The 25203-nt window shown below is 70.3% G+C and carries 24 protein-coding genes; 17 read left to right on the top strand and 7 right to left on the bottom strand.

Annotated elements, in window-relative coordinates; all coding sequences use genetic code 11:
- Nucleotides 1–447 precede the first annotated feature (447 nt).
- The 8 genes from KCH87_RS04635 (at nt 448) to KCH87_RS04600 (ending at nt 7774) form a co-directional block, all read left to right on the top strand.
- Nucleotides 448–1125: a DUF6230 family protein gene (locus KCH87_RS04635; protein WP_210584347.1), complete on the top strand. Its 678-nt coding sequence runs from the start codon at nt 448–450 to the stop codon at nt 1123–1125.
- Nucleotides 1125–1565, top strand: coding sequence for a DUF6114 domain-containing protein (locus KCH87_RS04630; RefSeq protein ID WP_210584346.1), 441 nt, complete (start codon nt 1125–1127; stop codon nt 1563–1565). Before KCH87_RS04635 ends, KCH87_RS04630 begins: the two co-directional genes overlap by 1 nt.
- 143 nt (nt 1566–1708) lie before the next feature.
- Nucleotides 1709–2524, top strand: coding sequence for an SAM-dependent methyltransferase (locus KCH87_RS04625; RefSeq protein ID WP_210584345.1), 816 nt, complete (start codon nt 1709–1711; stop codon nt 2522–2524).
- A gap of 226 nt (nt 2525–2750) precedes the next feature.
- The gene (locus KCH87_RS04620; protein WP_210584344.1) at nt 2751–3761 is read left to right on the top strand and encodes a substrate-binding domain-containing protein; all 1011 of its coding nucleotides are present in this window, start codon (nt 2751–2753) and stop codon (nt 3759–3761) included.
- Between the two features lie 145 nt (nt 3762–3906).
- Nucleotides 3907–6405 (top strand): nitrate- and nitrite sensing domain-containing protein, encoded by a 2499-nt coding sequence (locus KCH87_RS04615; protein ID WP_210584343.1) that lies wholly within the window; start codon nt 3907–3909, stop codon nt 6403–6405.
- A gap of 11 nt (nt 6406–6416) precedes the next feature.
- Nucleotides 6417–6848 (top strand): roadblock/LC7 domain-containing protein, encoded by a 432-nt coding sequence (locus KCH87_RS04610; protein WP_210584342.1) that lies wholly within the window; start codon nt 6417–6419, stop codon nt 6846–6848.
- A 1-nt stretch (nt 6849) separates the two neighbouring features.
- Nucleotides 6850–7212, top strand: coding sequence for a DUF742 domain-containing protein (locus tag KCH87_RS04605; RefSeq protein ID WP_210584341.1), 363 nt, complete (start codon nt 6850–6852; stop codon nt 7210–7212).
- Entirely contained in the window at nt 7199–7774 is a 576-nt protein-coding gene (locus tag KCH87_RS04600) for an ATP/GTP-binding protein (protein WP_210584340.1), read from the top strand. The genes KCH87_RS04605 and KCH87_RS04600 overlap by 14 nt, the downstream gene beginning before the upstream one ends.
- Before the next feature lie 22 nt (nt 7775–7796).
- On the opposite strand, the gene KCH87_RS04595 is transcribed toward KCH87_RS04600, so the two are convergent.
- Both KCH87_RS04595 and KCH87_RS04590 read right to left on the bottom strand, forming a co-directional pair.
- Entirely contained in the window at nt 7797–9317 is a 1521-nt protein-coding gene (locus tag KCH87_RS04595; protein ID WP_210584339.1) for a M81 family metallopeptidase, read from the bottom strand.
- A 20-nt stretch (nt 9318–9337) separates the two neighbouring features.
- Entirely contained in the window at nt 9338–10534 is a 1197-nt protein-coding gene (locus KCH87_RS04590) for an ROK family transcriptional regulator (RefSeq protein ID WP_210584338.1), read from the bottom strand.
- A 183-nt stretch (nt 10535–10717) separates the two neighbouring features.
- Here KCH87_RS04590 and KCH87_RS04585 point away from each other — a divergent pair, with 183 nt between their 5' ends.
- Genes KCH87_RS04585 through KCH87_RS04565 form a run of 5 tightly spaced genes read left to right on the top strand, consistent with a single transcriptional unit; the run spans nt 10718 to nt 16836 of the window.
- The gene (locus tag KCH87_RS04585) at nt 10718–12460 is read left to right on the top strand and encodes a peptide ABC transporter substrate-binding protein (RefSeq protein ID WP_210584337.1); all 1743 of its coding nucleotides are present in this window, start codon (nt 10718–10720) and stop codon (nt 12458–12460) included.
- 2 nt (nt 12461–12462) lie between these two features.
- Complete coding sequence (locus tag KCH87_RS04580) at nt 12463–13422, top strand: ABC transporter permease (protein ID WP_210584990.1); 960 nt, start codon at nt 12463–12465, stop codon at nt 13420–13422.
- Between the two features lie 56 nt (nt 13423–13478).
- Nucleotides 13479–14303: an ABC transporter permease gene (locus KCH87_RS04575; RefSeq protein ID WP_210584989.1), complete on the top strand. Its 825-nt coding sequence runs from the start codon at nt 13479–13481 to the stop codon at nt 14301–14303.
- On the top strand, nt 14300–15934 hold the full coding sequence (locus KCH87_RS04570) for an ABC transporter ATP-binding protein (RefSeq protein WP_210584336.1): 1635 nt from the start codon (nt 14300–14302) through the stop codon (nt 15932–15934). The genes KCH87_RS04575 and KCH87_RS04570 overlap by 4 nt, the downstream gene beginning before the upstream one ends.
- Nucleotides 15931–16836: an ROK family protein gene (locus KCH87_RS04565; protein ID WP_210584335.1), complete on the top strand. Its 906-nt coding sequence runs from the start codon at nt 15931–15933 to the stop codon at nt 16834–16836. The genes KCH87_RS04570 and KCH87_RS04565 overlap by 4 nt, the downstream gene beginning before the upstream one ends.
- A gap of 100 nt (nt 16837–16936) precedes the next feature.
- Here the strand turns inward: KCH87_RS04565 and KCH87_RS04560 are convergent, their stop codons facing one another.
- A complete protein-coding gene (locus tag KCH87_RS04560) occupies nt 16937–17140 on the bottom strand; it encodes a hypothetical protein (protein ID WP_210584334.1) in 204 nt (67 codons plus the stop codon).
- Between the two features lie 49 nt (nt 17141–17189).
- Nucleotides 17190–18113: an ABC transporter substrate-binding protein gene (locus KCH87_RS04555; protein ID WP_210584333.1), complete on the bottom strand. Its 924-nt coding sequence runs from the start codon at nt 18111–18113 to the stop codon at nt 17190–17192.
- A 371-nt stretch (nt 18114–18484) separates the two neighbouring features.
- Between KCH87_RS04555 and KCH87_RS04550 the strand changes: the two genes are divergently transcribed.
- Genes KCH87_RS04550 through KCH87_RS04535 form a run of 4 tightly spaced genes read left to right on the top strand, consistent with a single transcriptional unit; the run spans nt 18485 to nt 22391 of the window.
- The gene (locus tag KCH87_RS04550) at nt 18485–20848 is read left to right on the top strand and encodes an ATP-binding protein (RefSeq protein ID WP_308298747.1); all 2364 of its coding nucleotides are present in this window, start codon (nt 18485–18487) and stop codon (nt 20846–20848) included.
- Nucleotides 20845–21321 carry a roadblock/LC7 domain-containing protein gene (locus KCH87_RS04545; protein WP_210584332.1) on the top strand — a complete coding sequence of 159 codons (477 nt, stop codon included), beginning with the start codon at nt 20845–20847 and terminating at the stop codon, nt 21319–21321. Before KCH87_RS04550 ends, KCH87_RS04545 begins: the two co-directional genes overlap by 4 nt.
- A 40-nt stretch (nt 21322–21361) precedes the next feature.
- A complete protein-coding gene (locus KCH87_RS04540; protein WP_210584331.1) occupies nt 21362–21796 on the top strand; it encodes a DUF742 domain-containing protein in 435 nt (144 codons plus the stop codon).
- Nucleotides 21783–22391, top strand: a complete 609-nt coding sequence (locus KCH87_RS04535; protein WP_210584329.1) for an ATP/GTP-binding protein — start codon at nt 21783–21785, stop codon at nt 22389–22391. Before KCH87_RS04540 ends, KCH87_RS04535 begins: the two co-directional genes overlap by 14 nt.
- A gap of 146 nt (nt 22392–22537) precedes the next feature.
- On the opposite strand, the gene KCH87_RS04530 is transcribed toward KCH87_RS04535, so the two are convergent.
- The 3 genes from KCH87_RS04530 to KCH87_RS04520 are packed head-to-tail and all read right to left on the bottom strand — an operon-like array spanning nt 22538 to nt 25010.
- Complete coding sequence (locus KCH87_RS04530) at nt 22538–23206, bottom strand: ABC transporter permease (protein ID WP_210584327.1); 669 nt, start codon at nt 23204–23206, stop codon at nt 22538–22540.
- Nucleotides 23203–23889 carry an ABC transporter permease gene (locus KCH87_RS04525; protein ID WP_210584325.1) on the bottom strand — a complete coding sequence of 229 codons (687 nt, stop codon included), beginning with the start codon at nt 23887–23889 and terminating at the stop codon, nt 23203–23205. The genes KCH87_RS04530 and KCH87_RS04525 overlap by 4 nt, the downstream gene beginning before the upstream one ends.
- Entirely contained in the window at nt 23886–25010 is a 1125-nt protein-coding gene (locus KCH87_RS04520; RefSeq protein ID WP_210584323.1) for an ABC transporter ATP-binding protein, read from the bottom strand. Before KCH87_RS04520 ends, KCH87_RS04525 begins: the two co-directional genes overlap by 4 nt.
- Nucleotides 25011–25203 lie beyond the last annotated feature (193 nt).

The raw sequence follows: 25203 nt of genomic DNA, 5'->3' as shown, positions 1-25203 counted from the left end.
CGGCAACGACAACCGGCCTGGAACGGCCGGGGGAGGAGGGCAGAGAACGCCCGAAAGGGACAGGAGTCCGGGAGAACGCGGGCAGTGCCGCGGGACGGATCCGGCGCCACGGATCCGGGGAGAGCAGTGCAAGTTGTAAACCTGAGGGTTGTTCAACGTCAAGGGTTCTCAAGGGAGTTGGGACCCGAGCTGGGATCTTTACGGAAGCCCGGGAAGCCCTTGGTGCACAGGTGGCGCACAATCGGCACACTTTTTCCACAACTCCCTTGACCCTCAAATGTAACCCCCGGTAACTTCCTCGGCGGCTACTGCTGCGTAACCAGAAAGCCCTTGCGCCCGCCGGGAGTTGCGAGGAGGTGTGCGTGGCAGCCGCTGTCCGCGCCAGGACGCCGTGCCGTGCACCACCCGACCTGTACCGACCCGCACCGACTACGCCTGGGAGCTGACATGGCCTCGTCATCAGACGGCTCGCTGTCCGCCGACCACACCCCCGAGAATCCGGAAAGCGGTTCCACAACCTCGGCAGACCCGGACAGACGCGGCCGGGTGAGGCTGCGCCGGGCCGCGGTGATGGCGGTGCCCGCCACGCTGGCCGCGGCCACGCTTCTGGTCCTCACCGCCGAAGGCGCGCTGGGCGTGCAGTTCGCGATCTCCGGCATGCCCTTCACCGTCACCGCGACCGAGCTCAGCGGCACCGGGTTCGAGCAGTTCGGCGCCCTCGACAACATGGTGGAGGGCAGCCCGAACGAGGGCGACACCGGCGGACAGGTGCTGGTCATCACCTCCGTGATCAAGGACGCCAAGCTCACCAAGCTGTGCCAGAGCGTCGACCTCGGCGGTACGAACCTGTTGATCAAGGCGGGCGGCGGCAAGGACAAGGTGACCGCCAGCGACCTGACCACCGACTCGACCGAGCTGTCCGGCAACGCCGCCTTCCGGGGCATCGAGATCGGCAATGACGCCAGCACGCTCAGCAAGGGCGGCGTGACGGGCCCGATCGGTGTGTTCAGCCAGCAGGCCGACGAGGTGGTCATCGGCGATCTGCGGCAGACCAACTACGCGACCACGGCCGGGGTGTTCAAGCTTCCCGGCCTGCAACTCGGCTTCAGCAGCAAGGGTTGCTGATGTCGGGTCCCCGACGTTTGGGTGTTCGGCCCGCCTTCCGGCGCTGGCGGGCCGAACGCCCCTTTTGGGGCGGGCTGTTGCTCGCCCTGGGCGGGGCGGAGATCCTGCTCACCATGAAGGCGTCGATGAAGGTCGTCCTGCACGTCGGGATGCAGGGGCTGGCCGGGTATCTGCTCCCGGCGCTGATGCTGCTGCTGGGTCTGCTGATTCTGTTCAACCCGGCGCAACGGTTGTTCTACTCGATCACCGGAGTGCTGGTGTCGCTGGGGACCTGGCCCACGTCGAACCTGGGCGGCTTCTTCATCGGCCTGCTGCTGGGCGCCGTCGGCAGCTCCCTGGCCTTCGGCTGGCTGCCCGACCAGGAACCGCGCCGAAGCCGACGGCAGCGGCGGCGGGAGGCGGCGGTTCAGCGGCGGGAGGCGGCGGCGCAGCAGTCGTAGGGCAGATGGACGCGAAGCAGAGTCGTACGGACGTGCCGGCGCGAGAGCGCCTACGATGCAGAAGTCGCACTCGCCGCGTCAACTCCCGCCTTCTGTTGGGTAGTTGAACCCGCACATCGACAACCACCCACGGAAGGAGCCCTGTGCCAGCCGACGAACGGCCGAGCGGCCGCATCGACACCGAGACCGCGCACTCCGCGCGGATCTACGACTACATCCTGGGCGGAACGGACAACTACCCCGCGGACCGGGAAGCGGGCGACGCCATGGCGCGGGAGTGGCCGGCCATGCCCATCCATATGCGGGCCAACCGCGACTGGATGAACCGCGCGGTGCGGTGGCTGGCGGAGAAGGCCGGCACACGCCAGTTCCTGGACATCGGCTCCGGCATCCCCACCTCCCCCAACATCCACGAGATCGCCCAGGCGGCGGCGCCCGACTCCCGGGTCGTCTACGTGGACAACGACCCGCTCGTCCTCGACCTGTCCCGGGATCTGCTGACGAGCACGCCCGAGGGCCGGACCGGCTATGTCGAGGCGGACATGCGCGACCCTGCGGCCATCCTCGACGCGCCCGGACTGCGCACCACCCTGGACCTGTCCCAGCCCGTCGCGCTGACCGTGATCGCGATCGTCCACTTCATGCTGGACGAGGACGACGCGGTCGGTACGGTCCGCCGCCTGCTCGAACCGCTCCCCTCCGGCAGCCACCTCGCGATGTCCATCGGCACCGCCGAGTTCGCGCCGGAGGAGGTCGGCCGCGTCGCCCACGAGTACGCGTCCCGGGGCATGCCGATGCGGCTGCGCACCTTCGCCGAGGCCGAGGAGTTCTTCACCGGCCTCGAACTCGTCGAGCCGGGCATCGTCCAGGTCCACAAATGGCATCCGGACGGCACGGGCACCGAGACGATCCGGGACGAGGACATCGCGATGTACGGGGCGGTGGCGCGCAAGCCCTAGGTGTCCGAGCAGCACACCCAGGACGACCTCCCGAGGCCGGGCATCATCACGATGCGGGAGCAACGTCTCACGCCAAGTGGCCGATCACTTGACTACCGGCGGTCACACGCGATTGGCTCCGGCCAGCGAGAATCATCCGGTCGGCGTACAGCATGCCGAACGCCGACCGGATGGTCCGTCTCGCCGTTCCTCTTGCTCGGCCAGCACAGCGAGGTGCCGCACCCTCATGATCACTCCCCCACCTCCCGCCTCCCGCAGATCCGTTCGCGTCGCCGCGCTGGCCTCCGCCGTCGCCCTGCTCCTCGCGGCCGGCTGCTCCGGGTCGGGCGACGGATCGGACTCCGGCACGGACCCCACCGTCCAGGCCGGCACCACCCGGCTCAAGGTCACCCTGATCACCCATGCGACCGAGGGCGACACCTTCTGGGACCTGGTGAAGAAGGGTGCGGAGGCGGCGGCCGCCAAGGACGACATCGACCTCACGTACGCCAACGACCCCGATACGGCGGGCCAGGCCGAGCTGGTACGGGAAGCCGTCCGCGGCAAGGCCGACGGCATCGCCGTGACCCTCGCCAAACCGCAGGCGATGCAGGGCCCGGTCGCCGCGGCCACGGCCGCCGGCATACCCGTGGTCGGCCTCAACTCCGGTATCGACGCCTGGCAGTCGGCGGGTCTCCTGGAGTACTTCGGCCAGGACGAGAGCGTCGCCGGCCAGGCGGTCGGCGACAAGCTGGACGACCTCCGGGCCAAGCACGCCCTGTGCGTCATCCACGAGCAGGGCAACGTGGCCCTGGAGGCGCGCTGCGCCGGTGTGAAGAAGACCTTCGGCGGGCAGACCGAGATGCTCTACGTGGACGGCGCCGACACGGACACGGTCGCCGCCGCGATCACCGCCAGGCTCCAGCAGGACCGGACCATCGACGAGGTCATCACGAACGGAGCACGGTTCGCGCTCACCGCGGTCAAGTCGGTGAAGGAGACGGGCAGCAGGGCCCGTGTCGCCACCTTCGACCTCAACCAGGACCTGGTGAAGGCCGTCCAGAGCGGTGATGTGCAGTTCGCGGTGGACCAACAGCCGTATCTCCAGGGCTACCTCGCGGTCGACGCGCTGTGGCTGTACAAAACCAACGGCAACATCAGCGGCGGCGGTGTCCAACCCGTGCTCACCGGACCGGCGTTCGTGACGAAGACGAACGTGGCCGCGGTCGCCAGATTCGCGGCGGGCGGAACCCGCTGACCAGTGCGTCGTCCGTCCATGCCGCCTCTGCCGCTCGGGATTCGGCGACATGCGCTACGTGCGGTCACTTGTGCGGATAGCATCCTGTCCACACCTCCTCCACCCGTCTCCCCCTCCCCCTCCCCGCTGATCGCCTAGGACGACGATGTCTCCACGGACAGGTGCCCGGCGCCGCCTCGGCTCCATACGTCTCTCCCTGATCCTTCTCGCGCTGGTACCCAGCGTCACGCTCGCCGCCATATGGGGCGTGACGACGACCCAGATGTTCACCGAGGGGCTGCGGCTGCGCGGGCAGACCGAGCTGAGCCTGTCGACCGGCGCCATGGGCACCGAGGCGACGCTCGCCCTCCAGACGGAGCGCAGGCTGTCGGCCGCGTGGCTGGCCTCGCCGCACGGCTCGCGGGCCGCTCTGGACGAGCAGCGGCAGAAGACGGACGAGGCGGTCGCCGAAGTGGTCGGCGAGAGCGACGCGATCGAGAACGCGCCCGCCCGTATCTCGGACCGGATGACCTCCGTCATCGGATCGGTGAGCAGCCTGGAGTACTACCGGGACCAGGTCGACGACCCCACCGACATCTCCCCGGACCAGGCGCTGGACCAGTACAGCGCGATCATCGACCAGCAGATCCACGCCTTCCAGGCGCTCTCCCAGGTCGACGACGGCGACCTCACCGCGCAGGCCGGCCCGCTCGTCGCGATCGAGCACGCGGCGGAGCTGGCCTCCCAGGAGGATGCCCGGCTCACCCTGGGCTGGTCGACCGGATACCTGGACGAGGAGGCCTGGTCCCGGTTCGCGGAGTCGGTCAACACCCGCCGCTGGCTGGTCCAGGACCAGATCGTTCCGCAGATGAGCGGCAGCGTGAAGACGCAGACCGAGCGGATCCTTCAGAGCCCTCAGTGGCAGACGCTGGAGTCCCTGGAGGACAAGGTGCTGGCGGCCCGGGCGGGCAGCGCCGACGCGGGCCGGATCCCCCTGCCCGATGTGGAGCAGCAGTGGAGCGCGGCGTTCTCGAAGCTCGCCGACGAGTACGGGCTGCTGATCACGCAGCAGACGTCCGCACTGCTCGACCGCAGCGCCGACAAGGCCGACAACCTGCTGCTCACCGCCGCATCGCTCAGCGCGGGCGGGCTGCTGGCCCTGCTGGTGTGCGTGGGCATGTCGTGGCGGATCACCCGCTCCCTGTCCCGGCGGCTGCGCGGCCTGAGGGTGGCCACCCTGAGCCTGGCGGAGGAGCGGCTGCCGGACGTGGTCGCCCGGCTCGACCGGGGCGAGACGGTCGACGTGGACCTCGCGGCCCCGCCGCTGGACTACGGCCGTGACGAACTCGGCCAGGTGGCACGGGCGTTCAACAAGGCGCAGCGTACGGCGGTGCACACCGCGGTCGAACTCGCGGACACCCGGCGCGGCTTCCAGAAGGTGATCCTGGGCATCGCCCGGCAGAGCCAGAACCTGGTCAACCTCCAGCTCACCAAGTTGGACTCGCTGGAGCGCCGGCACTCCGACCCCGACGTCCTCAAGGGCCTGTACGAACTGGACTCCACGGCCAGCCAGTTGCGCCGGTACGAGGAGAACCTGGTCATCATCAGCGGTGAACAGCCGGGTCGCAGCTGGCGGGAGCCGGTCGCGCTGATGGACATTCTGCGCAGCGCCGTCGGCGAGGTCGCCCAGTACCAGCGGGTGGAGGTGCACACCGACGAGGACGTGTACCTGGCGCCGCCCGCGGTGGCCGACGTGATCCACCTGTTGGCCGAGCTGATCGACAACGCGACCGTGTACTCGCCCGCGCCGAGCCCGGTCGGGGTGCGGGCCGCGCTGGTGTCCAAGGGCCTGGCCGTCGAGATCGAGGACCGCGGCATCGGCATGTCCGACGAGGACTACGCCTCCCTCAACGGCCAGTTGGCGGTGCAGCCGCAGTTCGACGTGGTGGCTCTCGCCGACGACCTGAGGCTCGGTATGTTCGTGATCGCCCGGCTCGCGACCCGGCACGGCATCACCGTCACGCTGCGTCCCTCGCCGTACGGCGGGACGACGGCGATCGTGCTGCTGCCGCACGAGATCGTCGTACAGGATGCTCCGCAGACCCCCGCTCCGGAAGAGCCCGCCCGGCCCACCCGCCCGGCCCGGGCCGCGGACGGCACCCCTGCCCTCGCGGCTCTCGCGGCCCGGCTCGGGGAATCCGCCCATGACGCCGAGCATGCCCGTGCGGGAGAGAACGGCCGTACGGAGGAGCCCGGGCATGCGGAACCGGTCGAGGACGACCGTATGGAAGAGCCGGGGCTTGCGGACTCGGCCGAAGAGCCCGGGCACGCGGAACCGGGAGAGGCCGGGCGCACCGCGGGTGCCGGGCGTCGCGCAGGCCTCGTCCCGCTCCCCCGCCGGGTTCCGCAGACCAGCCTGGCCGCCGAGCTGCGCGAGGAGGCCGCTCCCGCCGAGGAGAACGGCAACGCCGACGAGTTCACCGCGGAACGCGCCGCCTCCTCGCTCGGCGGCTTCCAGCGCGGCACGCTCCGCGCACGCGACGACGGCGCCGAGGGCCCGTACGACCAGGACCAGGAGGAACCACCCGAGCCTCGGGAGCCGGGTGCACCGACGTCCGCCACAGGTGCCCATGTCCCCGCTTCTCCGCCCGCCGACCGCCGATGAAGGACATCGCCATGACACGCCCCACCCCCGCCACCCACACCCAACTCGACCAGCTGCTGACCGGACTCGTGGACCGGGTGGCCGAGGTGAACCAGGCCGTCGTGCTCTCCGATGACGGGCTGGTGGTCAGCAAGTCCACCGGGTTCGTGCGGGACGACGCGGAACGGCTGGCGGCGACCGCGTCCGGTCTGATGAGCCTCAGCAAGGGCGTGAGCATGGACTTCGGCGGCGGCCCGGTGCGCCAGGCGCTCATCGAGATGGCCCACAGCTACCTGATCCTGACCGCCGCCGGTCCTGGCGCCCATCTCGTCGTCCTCACCAGCGCGGGCGCGGACGTCGGTGTGGTGGCGTACCAGATGAACATGCTGGTGAAGAAGATCGGCGAGCACCTCAGCGCGGCTCCGCGGGCCGGTATCGGGCCCACCACCGGATCCGGCGCGTGAGGTGAGCGGAGGCGACACGGCGGGCCGGCTGGTACGGCCGTTCGCCCTGACCGGCGGACGGACCCGGCCCAGCCGCGCCGACTTCACGCTCATCACGACGGTGACCGCGGTGGACCCGCCGCCGACCTGGGCCACCCGGCAACAGCCCGAGCAGCAGCGCATGCTGCGCCTGTGCGCCGAGCCGATCGCCGTCGCGGAGCTCGCCGCCCTGCTGGACCTTCCGGTGAGCGTGGTCGTCATCATGCTCTGCGACCTGCTGGAGTCGGGCCGGATCACCGTCCACCCGCCCCATCCCGTTTCCCAGGACCCGGGCCTGGACATGGACCTGCTGGAGAAAGTGAGGGACGGCCTTGGCCGACTCTGACACCGTCACCCGGACGGCACCCGACACGGTCAAGATCCTGATCGCCGGGGGCTTCGGCGTCGGCAAGACCACCATGGTCGGGTCGGTCAGCGAGATCGCCCCGCTGCGCACCGAGGAGCCGCTGACCGCCGCCGGACTGGGCGTCGACGACCTCGACGGCATCGAGGAGAAGACGGCCACCACCGTGGCCCTGGACTTCGGCCGCATCACCATCAGCCAGGACCTGGTGCTGTACCTGTTCGGTACGCCCGGTCAGCAGCGGTTCTGGTTCATGTGGAACGACCTGGCCCTCGGGGCCCTGGGCGCGGTCGTCCTCATCGACGTCCGCCGCCCGGAGTCCAGCTTCGCCGCGATCGACTTCTTCGAGCGCCGGAAGATCCCCTTCGTCGTGGGCGTCAACGGCTTCTACGGCGACCACCCCTACCCGCCCGAGGAGATCCGCGACGCCCTGGCCCTCCCGGACCATGTCCGGGTCCTCCTGTGCGACGCCCGCGAACGCACGTCGAGCCGGGACGTGCTGATCGCGCTGCTCGATCAGCTGATCGCCGGCCGACAGAGCTGAGTTCCGGGTGAGCCGGCGGTCCTCACTCGTCGGTTCCGGTGAGCGGCTCGCAGGAGGACGGGACGATCCGGGCCGTGAGGTCGGGTGCCGGCATGTCCGGGTCGAAGGGGAACATCGGGCGGCGGATGCGGTGGTGGCCGAGGCGGAGCAGGTCCTGGTCGACGCCGCCCGGGGTGAGGGCCATCTTCCAGTCGGCGGCCAGGGCGAAGAGTTCGGGTTCGAGGTAGCCGATCTTGACGATGACCAGGTCCGCGGCACGGGGGTTCAGGTCAAGGTCGGTGAAGTCGTGTTCGTGGTGGTACGGCTTGCGCAGCCGGGTGAGGATCACATGCACGCTCCCCACCCGCAGGACGACCTCCACCTCGGCGTCCCGGTCGCCGTGCCGGATCGCGTGGACCACGCCGGTCATGGTGAGCGGACCGGCGTGGCGGTCGTCGACCTCGGCGCCGGCGGTGACGGTGACCGTGGCGCCCACGTCCGCCTTCACCGCCGTGTCGACCGCGTCTGGGCCCGGCAGTGAGGCGTAGAGGACCGTCGGACCGCTCGGGTCCTTGAACTCCGGGCGGGCCAGGACCCGTTCGAGCCCCCAAGTGACGTCGCCGGCCCCGCCCGCCGTCGGATTGTCGCCGGTGTCGCTGATGAAATACGGGCGTACGGCCGACGCGAGCGCCTCGTCGAGGCACTCGCCGAGTGTGCCGGTCGGCGCGACGAAGGCGAACTCCCGCCGCGCCGCCCAGAATTCGCGGGCCAGGCGTTCCGCGCCCGCCGCGACCGCGGGCTCCGAGGGGCCGGTGACCACGATCGCGGCCCGGTTGCGCGGCTCGTCCGCCCACGCGTAGCCGACCCAGATCGCCGCGTCCGTCACGCCCTCGGTGGCCTCGGCCTCCGCCACGGCCGCGTACACGCTCTTCGCGGGTTCGATACGGGTCGAGGTCTGCTCCCCGGCCAGCAGCACCGGCACCGGGATCCACGCCTTGACCGGGCGGGGCGCGCCGCTGTGCAGAAGGTCGACGAGGTTGCGGGCGGCGCGCTCCTTCGTCTCCATGGCGTCCTCGTGCGGGGCCATGCGGTAGCAGGTGATCAGGTCGGAGCCGTGCACCAGTTCGCGGGAGACGTTGCCGTGCAGGTCCATGGAGGTCGACACCAGCACGTCGGAACCGATTACGTCACGGATGCGGGCCAGAAGCACTGCCTCGGCGTCGTCCAGGCCCTCGACCGTCATCGCGCCGTGGATGTCGAACCAGAGGCCGTCGACCGGGCCCGACTGCCGTAGCCGGTCGATGAGTTCACCGGACAGATCGGCGAACGCGGCCGCCGTCACCGTACCGCCCGGCAGCGCCTTGCCGACCAGGGCGCCGCGCCAGTCTGCGGCCGCGCGCAGTGGCTGCCCGGGGGCGAGGAAGGGGTAGCGGGTCAGCACGTCGGCGCCACGCAGCGGGTGGAAGGCGGGGGCCTCGGTACGGGCGGGCGAGAAGGTCGAGGACTCGATGCCGAGCCCGGCTACGGCGATGACGGGACGGGCGGGGCGAAGGGGGTCGGACATGGGTCTTTCCTCCGGGAGCGTCAGGAGTGGGTTCCGGTCACCGCGTGCAGGGCGTGTGCCAGTGCCCGTTGGAGGGCGAACTGGCCCGCGCCGACCAGGCCGGCGTCGGCGCCGAGGCTGGCGCGTTCGATGACCAGGTGCTCGGTCACCAGCGGATGGCAGTCCTGGTAGAGCTGGCTGCGGACGGCGGCGACGAACGGCTCCAGCGTGGAGAGGATGCCGCCGAGGTACACCGCGTCGGGGTTGAAGAAGTTGACGTTCGCGGCCAGCACCATGCCGAGATAGCGGCCCGCCTGCCGGACCGCGCGTGTCGCCTCGGGGTCGGCGTCGGAGGCGAGCCGTACGACGTCTTCGGTGGACGCCACGTCGAGGCCGCGTTCGCGCAGGATGCGCACCAGCGCGGCGCCCGAGGCGACGGTCTCCAGGCAGCCGGTGTTGCCGCAGGAGCAGGGGGTGTCGTGCCCGGCCTCGACGCGGACGTGGGTGATCTCGCCCGCGGCGCCGGACCCGCCCCGGTAGAGCCGTCCGTCGGCGATGACGCCCGCGCCGATGGCGGTACCGGTCTTGACCATGATCGACTGACGGCGCTCCGGGGGCTGGACGGTGTGTTCGCCCACGGCCATGCAGTTGGCGTCGTTCTCGATGGCGGCCGGGACGCCGAAGTGGTTCTCCAGCCAGGAACGGACGGGAAAACGGTTCCAGCCGGGCATCCGGGACGGGAGCGTGACGACACCGGACGCCACGTCCACCGGGCCGGGGAGGGAGAGGCCGACGCCGCGCAGCAGGTGCCGTCCGTGCAGGTCGGCGAGGGACTCCAGGGTCCCGGCGAGTCCCGGCAGCGCGGACTCGGGGCCGTCGGCCGTCGGGAACGCCACGGTGGAGACGTCGGTGAGGCCGCCGCCGGGCAGCACGACGCCGACATGGGCGTGCCGGCCGCCGAGTTCGGCGGCGACCGCGAATCCGTCGCTGCCGCCGAGGCGGAGCACCTTCTGCGGCCGGCCGCCGTTCGAGGAGCGGGTGCCCTCCTCGGCGACCAGACCGTGGGCGACCAGCTGGCCGACGGTGAGGGAGATCGTCGATGGGGCGGCGCCGAGGAGCCCGGCCAGCTCGGTGCGTGTGGTCGCCTGGCCGGAGGCGAGCAGTTCGAGGACGCGTTCGGCCAGTACGGAGACGCCGCCCGTGGCGGTCCGGCGGTGCGGCACGCTTTTTTCAGGCATCTGCTGAGTTACTTCCGTCCCGGGGGTGCGAGGCGACGAGCGTAAGGCCGTTCGACCCTCTGGTGACTTTTTCCAGAACAGCAGAAACAGACTTTTTACAGCAGCGCGTCTGTTTCTTCGACCACAGCGGTCGTTGACTGGCTCCGCCATCCCGCCTTCGCTGATTTCACGCCGAGGAGTGCCATGTCCCCCGCTCGCACGAGGCTTGTCGCCGGTGCTGTCGTCTCCGCGAGCACGCTGCTGCTCGCGGGCTGCTCCGGGTCGAGCGACACCCCGTCCGCGTCACGCGACGCCATCAACTACGCGCTGCCCGCGAACTTCACGCCGAACTGGATCCTGCCGATCGGCACCGCGGCGCACCTGAACACCAACAACCGCTCCATCGCCGACAGTCTGTGGGAGCGGCTCGTCGCCTATGACGGCTCCACCGGCAAGATCGCGTGGAACAAGAAGGCGTCCATCGCCACCGCCGCCGACTTCGCCGCCGACCAGAAGAGCGTCACCATCACGCTCGGCGACCGGCACTGGAGCGACGGCAAGCCCATCACCTCGCGCGACGTCGAGTTCTGGTTCGACCTCATCAAGGCGAACAAGACGGAGTGGGCGGGCTACACCCCCGGCCAGGCGCCGGACACCTGGACGTCCTTCAAGACGGTCGACGACCGCCACTTCACGATCACGTTCGACAAGGCCTACAACCCCCAGTGGATGCTGGCCAACGAGCTGAGCGAGGTCACGCCGCTCCCGGCGCACGCCTGGGACAAGGGCGGCGACGCCAAGCAGGTGTGGAAGGACCTCAACAACGCCGCGAAGAACATCTCCGGCTACGCGAGCGACCCGCTCTGGAAGACCATCAGCGGCCCCTACACGGTCAAGTCCTTCACGACCGCGGGCAAGGTCGTCCTCACCGCGAACAAGAAGTACGACGGCGGCGAGAAGCCCGGCATCAGCACAGTCAACCTGCTGCCCTTCACCACGGCGGACGCCGAGAAGAACGCGCTGCGCTCGGGCAGCGTCGACTACGGCTACATCGAGGCGACCGACCTCGACCAGAAGGACAGCTTCACCGCGCAGGGCTACGAGGTGAAACCCTGGTCGGGCTGGGCGATCACCTACATGCCGTACAACTTCAACAACCCCGCGATGGGCGCGGTGTTCAAGCAGCTCTACGCCCGGCAGGCCGTGCAGCACTCGATCGACCAGGCCAGTCTGGCGAAGGTCGTCTACAACGGCACGGCGGTGTCCGGATACGGGCCGATCCCGCAGGGACAGGCCTCCGACTTCGTCTCGCCGACGCAGAAAGACAACCCGTATCCGTTTTCTACGGATTCTGCGCGCACGCTTCTCACCGACCACGGCTGGAGCGAGCAGGGCGGCGTCATGACCTGCACCGAGCCCGCGAAGTGCGGTGAAGGCATCGCCAAGGGAACGAAGTTCGAGATGCAGGTGCTGTCACAGTCCGGCTCGACGGTGACGGACAACATGATGAGCGCGGTCCAGTCCTCGCTGGCGAAGACCGGCATCAAGTTCTCGATCAAGACCGCTCCGGTCAATTCGGTGCTGTCGCAGACCCCGCAGTGCACCTCCGGCCAGTCGATCTGCAAGTGGCAGCTGTCCTTCTTCGGTACGGCGGGCAGCTGGTACTTCAACGCCTTCCCGACCGGTGACTCGCTGTTCCAGACCGGCGGCGGCTCGAACTTCGGCAACTACTCCAACCCGGCGGTCGACAAGCTCATCTCGGCCTCCACGACATCGAGTTCGAACCAGGCGATCCAGGACTACAGCGCGGCCCTGGCCGAGGACCTGCCGGTGATCTGGCTGCCGGAACCGGTCTACCAGGTCTCGGTCACCAAGAACGGTCTCGGCGGTTTCTCGCAGGACTCCCTCGCGAACTTCCACCCCGCGCAGTGGAAGTGGACCAGCTGACGATGGACACGGTCTTCTACCTGGCCCGGCGGCTCCTCCAGGCCCTGGCCGTCATCCTGATCGTCACGATCGTGGTCTTCTGTCTGCTGCACGCGCTGCCCGGGGGTCCCGCACGCGGGATCCTCGGCCCGCAGGCGACGGCCCAGCAGATCGCCGCGTTCAACCACGAACAGGGCCTGGACCGCTCGCTGCCCATCCAGTACCTCTACTACCTGGGCAATCTGCTCCAGGGCGACCTCGGCACCTCGTTCACGCTCAACGAAGCGGTCTCCCGGCTGATCGAGCAACGGCTGCCGAAGACCCTGGTGCTGACCGTGCTGTCCGCGCTGGTCGGCCTGCTGCTCGCGATCCCGCTCGGCATGTGGCAGGCGGTGCGGCGCAACAAACCCGTGGACTACACGATCACGACGCTCAGCTTCGTCGCGTACTCGACGCCCGTGTACTTCCTGGGCCTGGTCCTGATCCTGCTCTTCACCCAGGTCCTGCGCTGGTTCCCCTCCCAGGCGCCCCAGGGAGAGACGGTGGCCCAGGTGTTCGCGGACCCGGCGGCGCTGGTGCTGCCGGTGGTCACGGGCGCCGCTTCCATGGTGGCCGTGTTCAGCCGGTACATGCGGGCCGCGACCCTGGAGAACCTCTCCGAGGACTACGTCCGCACCGCGCGGGCCGGTGGCGCACGGCGGCGGGCGATCCTCTTCCGGCATGTGTTCCGCAACTCGCTGACCCCGGTCGTGGCGATGCTCGGGTACTACGTGCCGGTGCTGTTCGGCGGTGCGCTGGTTGTTGAGCAGTTGTTCAACTACCCCGGGATGGGGCTGCTGTTCTGGAGTGCGGCGCAGTCGTCGGACTATCCGGTGCTGCTCGGGTGCGTGCTGGTCATTTCTGTGGCGACGGTTGTGGGCACGTTGCTTGCGGACGTGGTCCAGCGGATCGTCGATCCCCGCGTGAAGGAGGGCCGCACGTGAGTGGCCGTGTTGAAGCCGCGGGCCGGTGGGGGCTGGTCGCGCAGTTCCCCGCGCCCCTGACAGCGCGCTTCGCGCGCAACAGGCTCGCCGTGGCGGGCCTCGTCGTCGTCTGCCTCTTCCTGCTCTTCTGTTTCGTCGGGCCGTTGTTGTACTCCACCGACCAGACCCATACCGACCTCACCCAGGTCAACCTCCCACCCGGCGGTGCCCATTGGCTGGGTACCGACGCCGTGGGGCACGACGAGCTCGGGCGGCTGATGTACGGCGGGCAGGTCTCGCTGCTCGTGGGGCTCGCGGCCGGGATCCTCGCGACCGTCATCGGCACGTTGTGGGGAGCGGTCGCGGGGTATGCGGGCGGCTGGGTGGACGCGGTGATGATGCGGGTCGTGGACGCGGGGATCGCCATCCCGGCGCTGTTCATCCTGCTGGTCGTCTCGGCGATCACCACGCCGGACACAGCCGGCCTGATCGTCGTCCTCGGCCTGGTGTCCTGGCTGGTCCCCTCCCGGCTGGTGCGGGCGGAGACGCTCACGCTCAAGAGCCGCGACTACGTGCTGACCCTGCGCGCGACCGGCGGCACGCACGGCCGGGCCATCGCCCGGCACATCCTGCCCAACTCGGTGTCGACGATCGTCGTCGCGGCCACCTTCCAGGTCGCCGACGCGATCCTGCTCGTCGCGTACGTGTCGTATCTCGGCCTGGGCGTCCAGCCGCCGGCGACGGACTGGGGCGGCATGCTGTCGTCCGGTCTGACGGCGGCGTACTCGGACCGCTGGTGGCTGATCGTGCCGCCCGGCCTCGCGATCATCCTCGTCGTCTGCGCGTTCAACGCGATCGGCGACGGACTGCGCGACGCCTTCGACGTGAGGGGACGCGGATGAGCATCCTGGACATCGAGGACCTGAACGTGACCTTCTCCACCGAGACCGGCGACGTACCCGCCGTACGCGATGTCTCGCTGCACGTACGGCCGGGCGAAACCCTCGCGCTCGTCGGCGAGTCCGGGTCCGGCAAGTCCACGGTCGCGCTCGCCGCGATGGGACTGCTGCCGGGCACCGCGCGGGCGTCGGGCCGGGTGACGGTCGACGGCACGGATGTCGTAACCGCTTCCGAAACCGAACTCGCCCGGCTCCGCGGCCGTACCGCGTCCATGGTCTTCCAGGAACCGGCGACCGCACTCGACCCGCTGACCCGAATCGGCAGGCAGATAGCGGAAGTCGTACGCAACCACCGTCCCGTCTCCGCCAAGGAGGCCGCCCGCGAGGCGGTCGAACTGCTGCGCCGGGTCGGCATTCCGGAGCCGGAGCAGCGGGCGTCCGCGTTCCCGTTCCAGCTGTCGGGCGGCCAGCGGCAGCGCGTCGTCATCGCCATGGCGATCGCCAACTCGCCGGGGCTGCTGATCGCGGACGAGCCGACCACCGCGCTGGACGTGACCGTGCAGGCCGAGATCCTGGATCTGCTACGGGAGTTGGCCGCCGACTCGGGTACCGGCGTGCTGCTGGTCACGCACAACATGGGCGTGGTCGCCGACTTCGCCGACCGGGTCGCCGTGATGCTTCAGGGCGAGGTCGTGGAGAGCGGGCCGGTGGAGGACGTACTGCTGCGTCCGACGCACGAGTACACACAACGGCTGCTGGCGGCCGTGCCACGGCTGGCGGTGACCGAGCCCGGTGAAGTGCAGGCCCCGGCGAAGGCGGGCGCCCCGGTGGTCGAACTCCGGGACGTGACCGTGCACTTCGGCCGGGGACGTCGTACCGTACGGGCCCTTGAGGACGTGTCCCTCACGGTCGGAGCGGGCGAGACGGTGGGGCTGGTCGGCGAGTCCGGGTCGGGTAAGTCGACGGCCGCCCGGGTGGCACTCGGACTCGTCCCGCCGGCCTCCGGTTCCGTCGCGTTGTTCAACACCGACCTCGGGAGGACGCGAGGACGGGCGCGCCGGGCCCTGCTGGCCGGCGTCGGTGTGGTGCTCCAGGACCCGGTGGCCTCGCTGGACGCCCGGATGAGCGTCGCGGAGTGCGTGGCCGAGCCGCTGCGGGTGCACCGGCGCGGGATGCGGGCGGCCGAGCGGCGGGCCCGGGTCGCCGAGGTGCTCGAACGCGTGCGGCTGTCGAAGGAGTTGATGCAGCGGGGTCCCCGCGAGCTGTCCGGAGGCCAGCGGCAGCGGGTGAGTCTGGCGCGGGCCCTGGTGCTGGAGCCGCGGCTGCTGGTGGCGGACGAGCCGACGAGCGCGCTCGACGTGAGTGTGCAGCGGACGGTGCTGGAGGTGATCGCCGAGTTGCAGGCCGAGCTGGGGTTCGCCTGTCTGTTCGTCTCGCACGACCTGGCCGTGGTGCAGGAGTTCGCCGGTCGCGTCGTCGTGATGCGGGCGGGGCGCGTCGAGGAGCAGGGGCCGACCATGACCACACTGCTGCGTCCGGAGACGGAGTACACACGACGGCTCATCGCGGCCGTACCGGTGCCGGATCCGGTGCTGCAACGCAGGCGCCGGGCCGAACTCGGAGCCACCGCGTGAAGGCGGTCGCCGGCATCGACATCGGCGGTACGACCACCCAGGTGGTGCTCTGCACACCGGACCTCGACGTCGTCGACCGCCAAGGGGCGCCGACCCCCGCGGCCGAGGGCGGTACGGCGATGATCGGCACCGCGCTCGACGCGCTACGGCTGCTGCTCGACCGGACACCGGCCCGGCTGCTGGGCGTCGGAGTGGGCGCGGCGGGCCTGGTGGACGTGCGGGCGGGACGGATCCTGGTCGCGTCCGACTCGTTCCGCGGGTGGGCCGGGTTCGCGGTGACGGAAGCGGTCGAGCAGGCGCTGGGCGTACCGGCGTTCCTGGACAACGACGTCAACGCGTTCCTGCGCGGCGAGGTCGCGAAGGGCGCGGCCTCGGGCGGGACCCATGTCCTCGGGATGACCCTCGGCACCGGGGTCGGCGGGGCGCTGTGGCTGGACGGCTCGCTGTACGACGGCCCGCACGGCGCGGCGGGCGAGATCGGCCACATTCCCGGCTTCGGCGAACTGCCGTGCACCTGCGGCGGCCGGGGCCATCTGGAGACCGTGGCGTCGGGCCGCGCGATCGCCGCGCGGTGCGGCGCGCGCACCGCGCGGGAGGTGGCGGAGGCGGCCCACCGGGGCGACCCCGACGCACTCGCCGCGTACCAGGCGGCGGGCACGGCGGTGGCCCGCGCGCTGCTGATCACCGCGGGCCTGCTGGACGTCACCACCTGCGTCATCGGCGGCGGGGTCGCCCGCACCTGGCCCCTCCTCGAACCGCCGATCCGCGCCGCCCTCGCCGCCGAACCCCCTGTCAGCGGACACCCGCTCCGCGTCCTGCCGGCCCGTCTGGGCGAGGACGCGGTGGCGATCGGCGCGGCGGCGAGGGCGGCAGCGGAACTCGGGGTGGGCATACCGGTGTAGGGCGGCCGCGGGGCACCTTCGTCAGGGGTCCGAAGAGGATCAGGGGTGGATCCCCGACGAGGCGTCCTGCACGATCGTCGCGCCCGACAGGTTCATCGCCTCACCGAGCAGCAGCGCGGTGAGCGCCGTCCACCGTCGTCGCGGGGCCGAGCGCCGACAGGGGCGTCGGGCGGACCACGGGTGAACTCCCCGACGGCAGCGGCCGGTCACCGGCGTCTCGCGCCGACCGGACCGGCAGCGCATCTGCGGGGCGGTGTTCTTCGGCGTCGGACCCGGCCCCGCGCACGCCGAAGGCGGTGGGCACGAGCGCATCGGTCTCGGGCCCACCGCCTCTACGCGGCTGAACGCCGGGGTCAGCTCAGGCCGGCCGTCTTCAGCCAGGCCTTGGCGACGTCCAGCGGGTCCTTGTTCTCGAGCTGCACCTGGGAGTCCAGGTCGAGCAGCGTCTTGGTGTCGAGCTTGGCGGAGACCGCGTTGAGGGCGGCGATGCCGTCCTGGGAGAGTCCGCTCTTGTAGACCAGCGGGGTCACGTTCGCGAAGCCGAAGAGGTTCTTCGGGTCCTGGAGGACGACGAACTTCTCCTTGATGATGTTCGGGTCCGTGGTGAAGATGTCCGCGGCCTGCACGGTGTTCTTCTTCAGCGCCGCCGTGGTCAGCGGGCCGCCCGCGTCGAGCGCCTTGAAGGTCTTGAACTCCAGGCCGTACACGTCCTTCAGGCCGAGCAGGCCCTGCTGGCGGGTCTGGAACTCGGGCGAGCCGCCGATGACCATGTCGGGGGCGACGTCCTTGAGGTCCTCGAGGGTGGACGACGAGGTGAGGCTGTACTTCTTGGCGGTCTCCGCGTTCACCGACACGGAGTCCTTGTCCTCGGCCGGCGAGGGGTCGAGGAGCGTCAGCTTGGAGTCGAGCTTGGCCTTCACCGCGGCGCCGACGGCCTCGATGGAGGCCTGCTCCGCCTTCGGGTCCAGGTACGCCAGCAGCGAGCCGTTGTACTCGGGCAGGACGGTGATGGAGCCGTTCTTGAGCAGGCCGTAGGTCGTCTCACGGCTGCCGATGTTGGGCTTGTACTCGACCTTGACGCCCTTGGCCTTCAGAGCCTCGCCGTAGATGTCGGCGAGCAGGATGCTCTCAGCGAAGTTGTTCGAGCCGACGACGACCGTGCTGCCGTCCGCCTTGTCTTCCGCCAGCGGGTCGTCGGCGGAGTCGGACGAGCCGCACCCGGCCACGAGCGCCGCCACTGCGGCGAGGGCGACCGCGGCCGCGCGGGGGTTTCGCATGCTGGACCAGCTGCTCTTCACGGTAGAAGTCACAATTCCCGTTCCGGGCTCAGAGAGTTGGATGACCTTCATCTGATCCAATCCAGCCACTTCTTGGTCAGTCAAGAGCAGCCGGGTCACCAATTGGCTTCGATGCGTACCCGATCGTGAAGATAACGGGGAGGATCCGGCAAGGTACCGCAGTCGGGTTGTAATGGATTCTTGACTGAGGGTGCGGAGTGCACGCTTCCGAAGAGGCTGTAGTCTCGCCGGAGTTGGCGCGGCACAGTGGTGTGCAGGCGCCGCTCCCATGACATCGCCTACCAGCCCGAGTCGATCAGAAACGGTCGCGTGCGTTCGCGCGCCGTGAGATACCCCACGAAGGAGGCCTGGTGTCCACGAACGAGGTGGGCCTAAGGCGCTTCGCCGACCGCTGGCCGTTCCGGCGCAAGCTCAATGTGCTGGTCGGTGTCCCGCTCGCCGTGGTCGCCGTACTGCTGGCGTATCTCATCACCGACCAGGTGGGCCAGGCCCGGGACGCTGCCGCCGCGGCCCGGCTGGTGCGGGACAGCGCCCAGGTGGCGGAGCTGGCCGACCGGGTGAACGCCGAGCACCAGCAGGCGATCCTGCTGTCCGTACGGTTCGAGGCCACCGAGTCGGGTGCCCGGCCCGGTCTCACCGCCTACCGCAAGGCGCAGGCCGCGGTGGACGAGCAGGTCGAGACGGTGCGCGACACCTTCGACGACCGGCTGCCGGACACCGAGGCGCAGGCACTCAAGGAGATCAACGGCCTGTCCAGCCTGCGGGCGACGATCGAGCAGGGCTATCTGCCCGCCGACAACATCGACCCGGCCTACATGAACGCCGCCAAGGGCGTGATCGACGGCCTCGAACTCGACCGCAACGCGGCCCTCGCCGCCACCTTCACCGGCAATCTGCTGGACTCCCTGCTGCGCGCCGACGCCGCCCACAGCGCCTTCGAGACCAGCGTGTTCTCGGCGCGAACCGGTGACTCCAACGCGCTCATCGAGTTCATCGCCGCGGTCGGCAACTACGAGCTGTACACGCACCAGGCCGAGCGCTTCGCCCGGTTCGCCACCGAGGCGCAGGCCGACGAGCTGAGCGGTATCGAGCACAACACCGCCCAGGCGGAGATCATCCGGCACTACTCCGAGCTTCAGATCGACCCCAGCAACCTACAGGCCGGTTCACCGCAGGAGATCCGCACCGCGTTCGCGGAGGCCCTGGACGGCTACGCCGACTACCGCGCGCAGTCCCAGACCCGGCTGAAGATCACCTCCTCGCTCATCGGCCAGATCGCCGACCGCGCCGACGACGCCTCCAGCGACGCCTGGCGGAACGCCGCCTGGCTGCTGGGGATCGCCCTGTTCGGCTTCGCGCTCTGGCTGGCCCTCTCCGTGGCGGTGCGCCGCTCGGTGGTCCGCCCGGTGCAGGCTCTCACCGGTGCCGCGCAGGAGGTCGCCGAGGTCGCCGGGCGCGAACTCGCCCGGGTGGCCGACGACGACACCGAGGACGACGGTCCGCCGCTGCTGCGGGACGTCCCGGTCACGGCGCGCGACGAGATCGGCGACCTCGCCGAGGCCTTCAACCATGTACAGGCCACGGCGGCCGCGCTGCTGGAGCGCCAGGTGCTCAGCCGCCGCAACACCGCCGAGATGTTCGGCAACGTCGGCCGCCGGGTCAGCAACCTCACCACCCGCCAGCTGGCCCTGATCGACGCCGTCGAGCGCGGCGAGACCGACCCGGCCCTCCTCGAACGCCTCTACTCCATCGACCACATCGCGGTCCGGCTGCGCCGCAACGCGGACAGCCTGATGCTGCTGGCCGGCATCCGCGAGACGGTCCTCGACTCCGGCCCCACGTCGCTCACCAACGTGGTGCGGGCCGGACTCGGCCAGATCGAGGGCTTCCAGCGGGTGCAGCTCGACGCGCGCACCGACGTCATGGTGGAGCCCGACATCATCGGCGACCTGACGCTGATGGTGGCCGAACTCCTGGAGAACGCCGTGTCGTTCTCGCCGGCCGGCAGCCCGGTCGAGGTGACCGTGCACACCGGTGACGGGGGCGGCGCGTCGATCGTGATCGCCGACCACGGCCTGGGCATGAGCGCCGAGCGGCTCGCCGAGGAGAACGCCCGGCTGATCCGCCGTGAGCGCCTCGACCTCGTCCCGACGAAGGTGCTCGGCCTGTTCGTGGTGGGTACGCTGGCGCGCCGCTGGTCGGTCGGGATCACGCTGACCCGGACACCGGGTGGCGGGGTGACCGCCGAGGTGGCCATCCCGTCGTCGCTGCTGCTCGCGATGAGCCCGGTGACGGCGGCGCCCGCCGCCGGACCGGCCGGTGAGGCGGCATCGGGCCCCCGGCCCTCGGCCGCCGCACCGCAGACAAACGGCGCCGCCCCGCTCCCCCGCCGGGTGCCCAAGCGGGAGTCCGCCCCTGACGAGGGGACGTCCCTCATCCCCAGGCCTCGAGAAGAGTCCGGCGGGGAGCCCGAACCTCCCGGTTCCGCCCGCCCGCTGCGCCGCCGTGTCCGCGGCGCGACACTCCGTACGACCGTCGGCGACACCGACCGCGAGGCGAGCCCCGCCGCACCTCCCGCCGACGCGGACGCCGTCCGCAGCGCGCTGGAGGAGTTCGAGGCGGGCGTGGAGCGGGCACACCGGGACAGCGGCAGTGAGCCGGACTCGAAGACGCCGCAGGACCAGAACCACCTCCCGGAAGGAGCGGAGCAGTGAGCACGTCGACAGGTGACACTCCCACGGGAGGCGCCACGCCGGACGAACTGCGGGCCGCAGCAGCTGACTTCACCTGGCTGCTCAACCGTTTCGCCACCGAGACCGCAGGTGTCGTCGACGCCATCGCGGTGTCGTCCGACGGTCTGCTGATCGCGGTGGCACAGCTACGGGAGCGGGCGCACTCCGAGCGGCTGGCCGCGATCGTCTCCGGCCTCACCAGCCTGGCCGCCGGAGCCTCCGGCAACTACGGCCTGGGCGCCCTGAACAAGGTCATCATCGACCTGGAGGGCGGCCATGTCCTGGTCTCCGCGATCGGCAGCGGCGCCGTGCTCGGCGTGGTCGCCGACAAGGAGGCCAAGCTGGGCAACATCGCCTACGAGATGACGCTGTTCGCCAACCGTGCCGGTGCCGCGCTCAGCCCTCAGCTCGTGCTCGAACTGAAGAACACCGTCGGCGTCCCGTCGTCGGGCTGACCGGGCACCGCCCGGTCCAGGAAAAAGAGGAAGCAGACCCATGGCGGACGGCCGTACGCCGAGCGGTGCCGGCGAGGACGGCTCACCGGACCCGGTGGGCCCCGCCTCCGCCGTACGGCCGTTCCTCGTCACCGCCGGCCGGGTGGCACCGAGTTCAGCCGGCCGGACGATGCCCGTCGAAACCCAGGTGGTGGCCACCGCCGAGGGCCTCGCCGCACTCGACCGGCTCTCCTTCGAACAGCACGACATCGTTGCTGCCTGCCGGCAGCCGCAGTCCATCGCGGAGATCGCGGCCCGGCTGCGGCTGCACCTCAACGTGGTCCGTATCCTCTCCGAGGACCTGCGGGCGGCAGGGCAGTTGACGGTGCACCTGCCCAACTCCGACGTCACCCATGACTCATCCGTCCTGCGACGGGTTATCGATGGCCTCCGTGCCATCCCCGACTCCCGGGGGGTACTCCGTGACTCCGACTGAACCGGTCACCCGCGGCGCGGCTGCGCAGACCGCCGTACGACCGCCGCTGCCGGTGAAGATGGTGATCGCGGGCGGCTTCGGCGTGGGCAAGACCACGGCGGTCGGCTCGATCTCCGAGATCGAGCCACTGACCACCGAGGCCGCGATCACCGAGGTCGCCGCGGGTGTGGACGACCTGTCCCACACCCCCCGCAAGACCACGACCACGGTCGCCATGGACTTCGGGTGCATCACCGTCGACCCGACCCTGAAGCTGTATCTGTTCGGCACGCCCGGGCAGGACCGGTTCGGGTTCATGTGGGACGACCTCGTCGAGGGTGCGGTGGGCGGGCTGGTCATCGTCGACACCCGCCGCCTCGACGACTGCTACGCCGCGGTCGACTACTTCGAGCACAAGCAGATCCCGTTCGCGATCGCCGTCAACGCCTTCGACGGCAGGGTCGAGCACGAGCTTGACGAGGTCCGCTGGGCGCTCGATGTCTCCGACGGGGTCCCGGTTGTCGTCTTCGACGCACGGGAACGGGGCTCTGTGCGGGACGCTCTGCTGGTGGTGCTGGAACTGGCGCTGGCTCGCTCCGCGGGGGGTGCCGTATGAACATGCGGGCCGTATCAACAGTGCGGGCCGGTGGGGGCTGGTCGCGCAGTTCCCCGCGCCCCTTCGGGGGCGCTCCCGAGACGCCCCTTTAGGGGCGCGGGGAACTGCGCGACCAGCCACGACGGCGCCGCAGCGGACGGACTGCCTCAGCCGCTGTGGCGTACTCCCCGTGACACCGAGAAGCGGCCCGCCGCCCAGAACGCCCCGAGCGTGACCAGGGCGAGCGCGGCGACCAGCGTGGCACCGCCGACGACCTTCTCGTAGTTGCGCTGGTAGAGGCCGTCGACGATGTAACGCCCGAGGCCGCCGAAACTGACGTACGCGGCGATGGTGGCTGTCGAGACGATCTGGATGGCCGCCGAGCGCAGGCCGCTGAGGATCAGCGGGAGTGCGACCGGGAGTTCGACGCGGAACAGGACCTCGGTCTCGGCCATGCCCATGCCCCGGGCGGCGTCGACCGGGGCGGGGTCGACGGAGCGCATCGCCTCGTAGGTGGTGACGAGGATGGGCGGGATGGCCAGGACGACCAGCGGGATCATGACGGGGGCCAGGCCGAGCCCGAGCAGCACGAACATCAGCACCATCAGGCCGAAGCTGGGCAACGCGCGGCCCGCGGTGGCGATGAGGGCGAGTGTGTTGCCGCCGCGTCCGGTGTGGCCGGTGAGCAGACCGACCGGCAGTCCGACGGCGGCGGCGATGGCGAGCGCCTCCAGCGTGTACTGGATGTGCTCGGCGACGCGCGTCGGGATGCCGTCGTAGCCCTGCCAGTGGGCGCTGTCGCTGAAGAAGGCGTCGATGTAGTTCAGTACGTTCACCGGGCGGCTTCCTTCACGGGGAGCGGGCGCACGTTCTTACGGCTGCCGCGCGGCATCCAGGGCGTGAGCAGCACGCGGACTCCGATCAGCGCGGCGTCCACGAGGATGGCGAGGACGGCCGTGCCCACCACGGAGAGCCAGATCAGGCGCGGCTGGTTGTAGATCATGCCGCTGTTGAGCAGGTTGCCGAGGGCACCCTGGTTGCCGATCAGCATGCCGACGCTGACGAGGGAGATGCTCGACACGGACGCCACCCGCAGCCCGGCGATGATCGCGGGCGCCGCGATCGGCAACTGCACCTGGACATAGCGTCGTACCGGCCCGAAGCCCATGGCGGTGGCGGCGGCCAGGGTCTCCTGCGGCACCGACCGCACCCCGTCCACGATGGCGGGCACCAGCACCACCAGGCTGTAGACGGCCAGCGGGATCATCACCGTGAGTTCGCTGAGGCCCGTGTAGTCGATGAGGATGACGAAGAAGGCGAGGGACGGGATCGCGTACAGCACGGTCGTCACCCACAGCACCGGCGGATACAGCCAGCGCAGCCGCACGCACAGCTGGGCGAGGGGCAGCGCCACCAGCAGTCCGGCCAGCACCGGGAGCAGCGCTTCGCGCAGGTGCAGCAGGACCAGTCCGAAGTAGGTGTTCTGGAGGTCGCTGGGCAGGTCGAAGAGTTCGCTCATGGCGCGACCTTCTGCGCGTTCTTCTCATGAGCACCGCGGATCGCCTCGGCGATGCTCGCCTGTGAGACGACCCCGGCGGCCCGCCCCTCCGCGTCCACGGCGACGGCCCACCCGGTGGGCGAGAGCACGGCGCAGTCGAGCGCGGCCCGCAGCGAGTCCGTACCGGCGACGAACGGCCGTCCGTGGGCGAGGAGTCGGTCCTGCCGGATGTCCCCCGCGGCCAGGTCCTCCGGTTCGGCCCAGCCGAGCGGCTTGCCGTCCAGATCCGTTACGAGGAGATAGGGCGCGTCCTGAGTCCCTCGGCCGGCGATCTGCTCGGCCGTGGCGTCGATGGCGACGATCGGCGCGGTCAGCAGCTCCAGACCCGCGGACGGGAAGAACGACAGCCGCCGGATGCCGCGGTCGGCGCCGAGGAAGTCCTCCACGAAGGCGTCCGCCGGGTCGGTCAGCAGCTCGGCCGGGGGCGCGAACTGGGCGAGATGGCCGCCGGTGCGCATCACAGCGACCATGGTGCCCAGCTTGACGGCCTCGTCGATGTCGTGGGTGACGAAGACGATGGTCTTGCCCAACTCCGCCTGGATCCGCAGGAGTTCGTCCTGAAGGCCCTTGCGGACGATCGGGTCGACGGCCGAGAACGGCTCGTCCATCAGCAGCACCGGCGGATCCGCGGCGAGGGCCCGCGCCACACCGACGCGCTGCTGCTGACCGCCGGACAGCTGGTAGGGGTAGCGCTTGGCGAGCGCGGCGTCGAGCCCGACCCGCTCCATCAGCTCCCTGGCCCGCGCCCGGGCCTTGTCCTTCCCCCAGCCCAGCATGCGGGGCACGGTGGCGATGTTGTCGACGATCGTCCGGTGCTGGAAGAGTCCCGCGTTCTGGATGACGTAACCCATGGACCGGCGCAACGTGTTGACCGGCTGCTTCATGATGTCGACGTCGTCGAGGGTGATGGTCCCCTCGCTCGGCTCGACCATCCGGTTGATCATGCGCAGGGTCGTCGTCTTCCCGCAGCCCGACGGTCCCACGAGGACGGTGATCGAGCGGTCGGGTATCTCCAACGAGAGCCGGTCGACCGCCACCGTGCCGTCCGGATACCGCTTGGTGACTGAATCTATCCGTATCAAAACGCCGAATACCCTTCGGGTCTGGCAGAAGTTGCCCGCTTTCGGCCACGGCGCGGGCCGTTGGGGGGAGAGTCTAGACGGCCTGTGTTGCGGGCGGCGGGGCGGTCACGACCGGGGGAAACCTCTGGGTCCGCCACCATCCCTCTGTGCGTGAACTGTGAGTTCGCTGATTCTCACGGTGTCCTCAGAGCGG

Source organism: Streptomyces sp. GESEQ-35 (assembly GCF_017948485.1).
Classification (GTDB): Bacteria; Actinomycetota; Actinomycetes; order Streptomycetales; family Streptomycetaceae; genus Streptomyces.
This window is presented reverse-complemented; position numbering and strand designations above follow the sequence as displayed.

Coding starts and splice junctions, on each gene's coding strand:
- KCH87_RS04590 (WP_210584338.1), bottom strand. CDS start 10,534: ATGCCTGAAAAAAGCGTGCCGCACCGCCGGACCGCCACGGGCGGCGTC.
- KCH87_RS04570 (WP_210584336.1), top strand. CDS start 14,300: ATGAGCATCCTGGACATCGAGGACCTGAACGTGACCTTCTCCACCGAG.
- KCH87_RS04585 (WP_210584337.1), top strand. CDS start 10,718: ATGTCCCCCGCTCGCACGAGGCTTGTCGCCGGTGCTGTCGTCTCCGCG.
- KCH87_RS04555 (WP_210584333.1), bottom strand. CDS start 18,113: ATGCGAAACCCCCGCGCGGCCGCGGTCGCCCTCGCCGCAGTGGCGGCG.
- KCH87_RS04615 (WP_210584343.1), top strand. CDS start 3,907: ATGTCTCCACGGACAGGTGCCCGGCGCCGCCTCGGCTCCATACGTCTC.
- KCH87_RS04610 (WP_210584342.1), top strand. CDS start 6,417: ATGACACGCCCCACCCCCGCCACCCACACCCAACTCGACCAGCTGCTG.
- KCH87_RS04540 (WP_210584331.1), top strand. CDS start 21,362: ATGGCGGACGGCCGTACGCCGAGCGGTGCCGGCGAGGACGGCTCACCG.
- KCH87_RS04630 (WP_210584346.1), top strand. CDS start 1,125: ATGTCGGGTCCCCGACGTTTGGGTGTTCGGCCCGCCTTCCGGCGCTGG.
- KCH87_RS04620 (WP_210584344.1), top strand. CDS start 2,751: ATGATCACTCCCCCACCTCCCGCCTCCCGCAGATCCGTTCGCGTCGCC.
- KCH87_RS04635 (WP_210584347.1), top strand. CDS start 448: ATGGCCTCGTCATCAGACGGCTCGCTGTCCGCCGACCACACCCCCGAG.
- KCH87_RS04525 (WP_210584325.1), bottom strand. CDS start 23,889: ATGAGCGAACTCTTCGACCTGCCCAGCGACCTCCAGAACACCTACTTC.
- KCH87_RS04580 (WP_210584990.1), top strand. CDS start 12,463: ATGGACACGGTCTTCTACCTGGCCCGGCGGCTCCTCCAGGCCCTGGCC.
- KCH87_RS04595 (WP_210584339.1), bottom strand. CDS start 9,317: ATGTCCGACCCCCTTCGCCCCGCCCGTCCCGTCATCGCCGTAGCCGGG.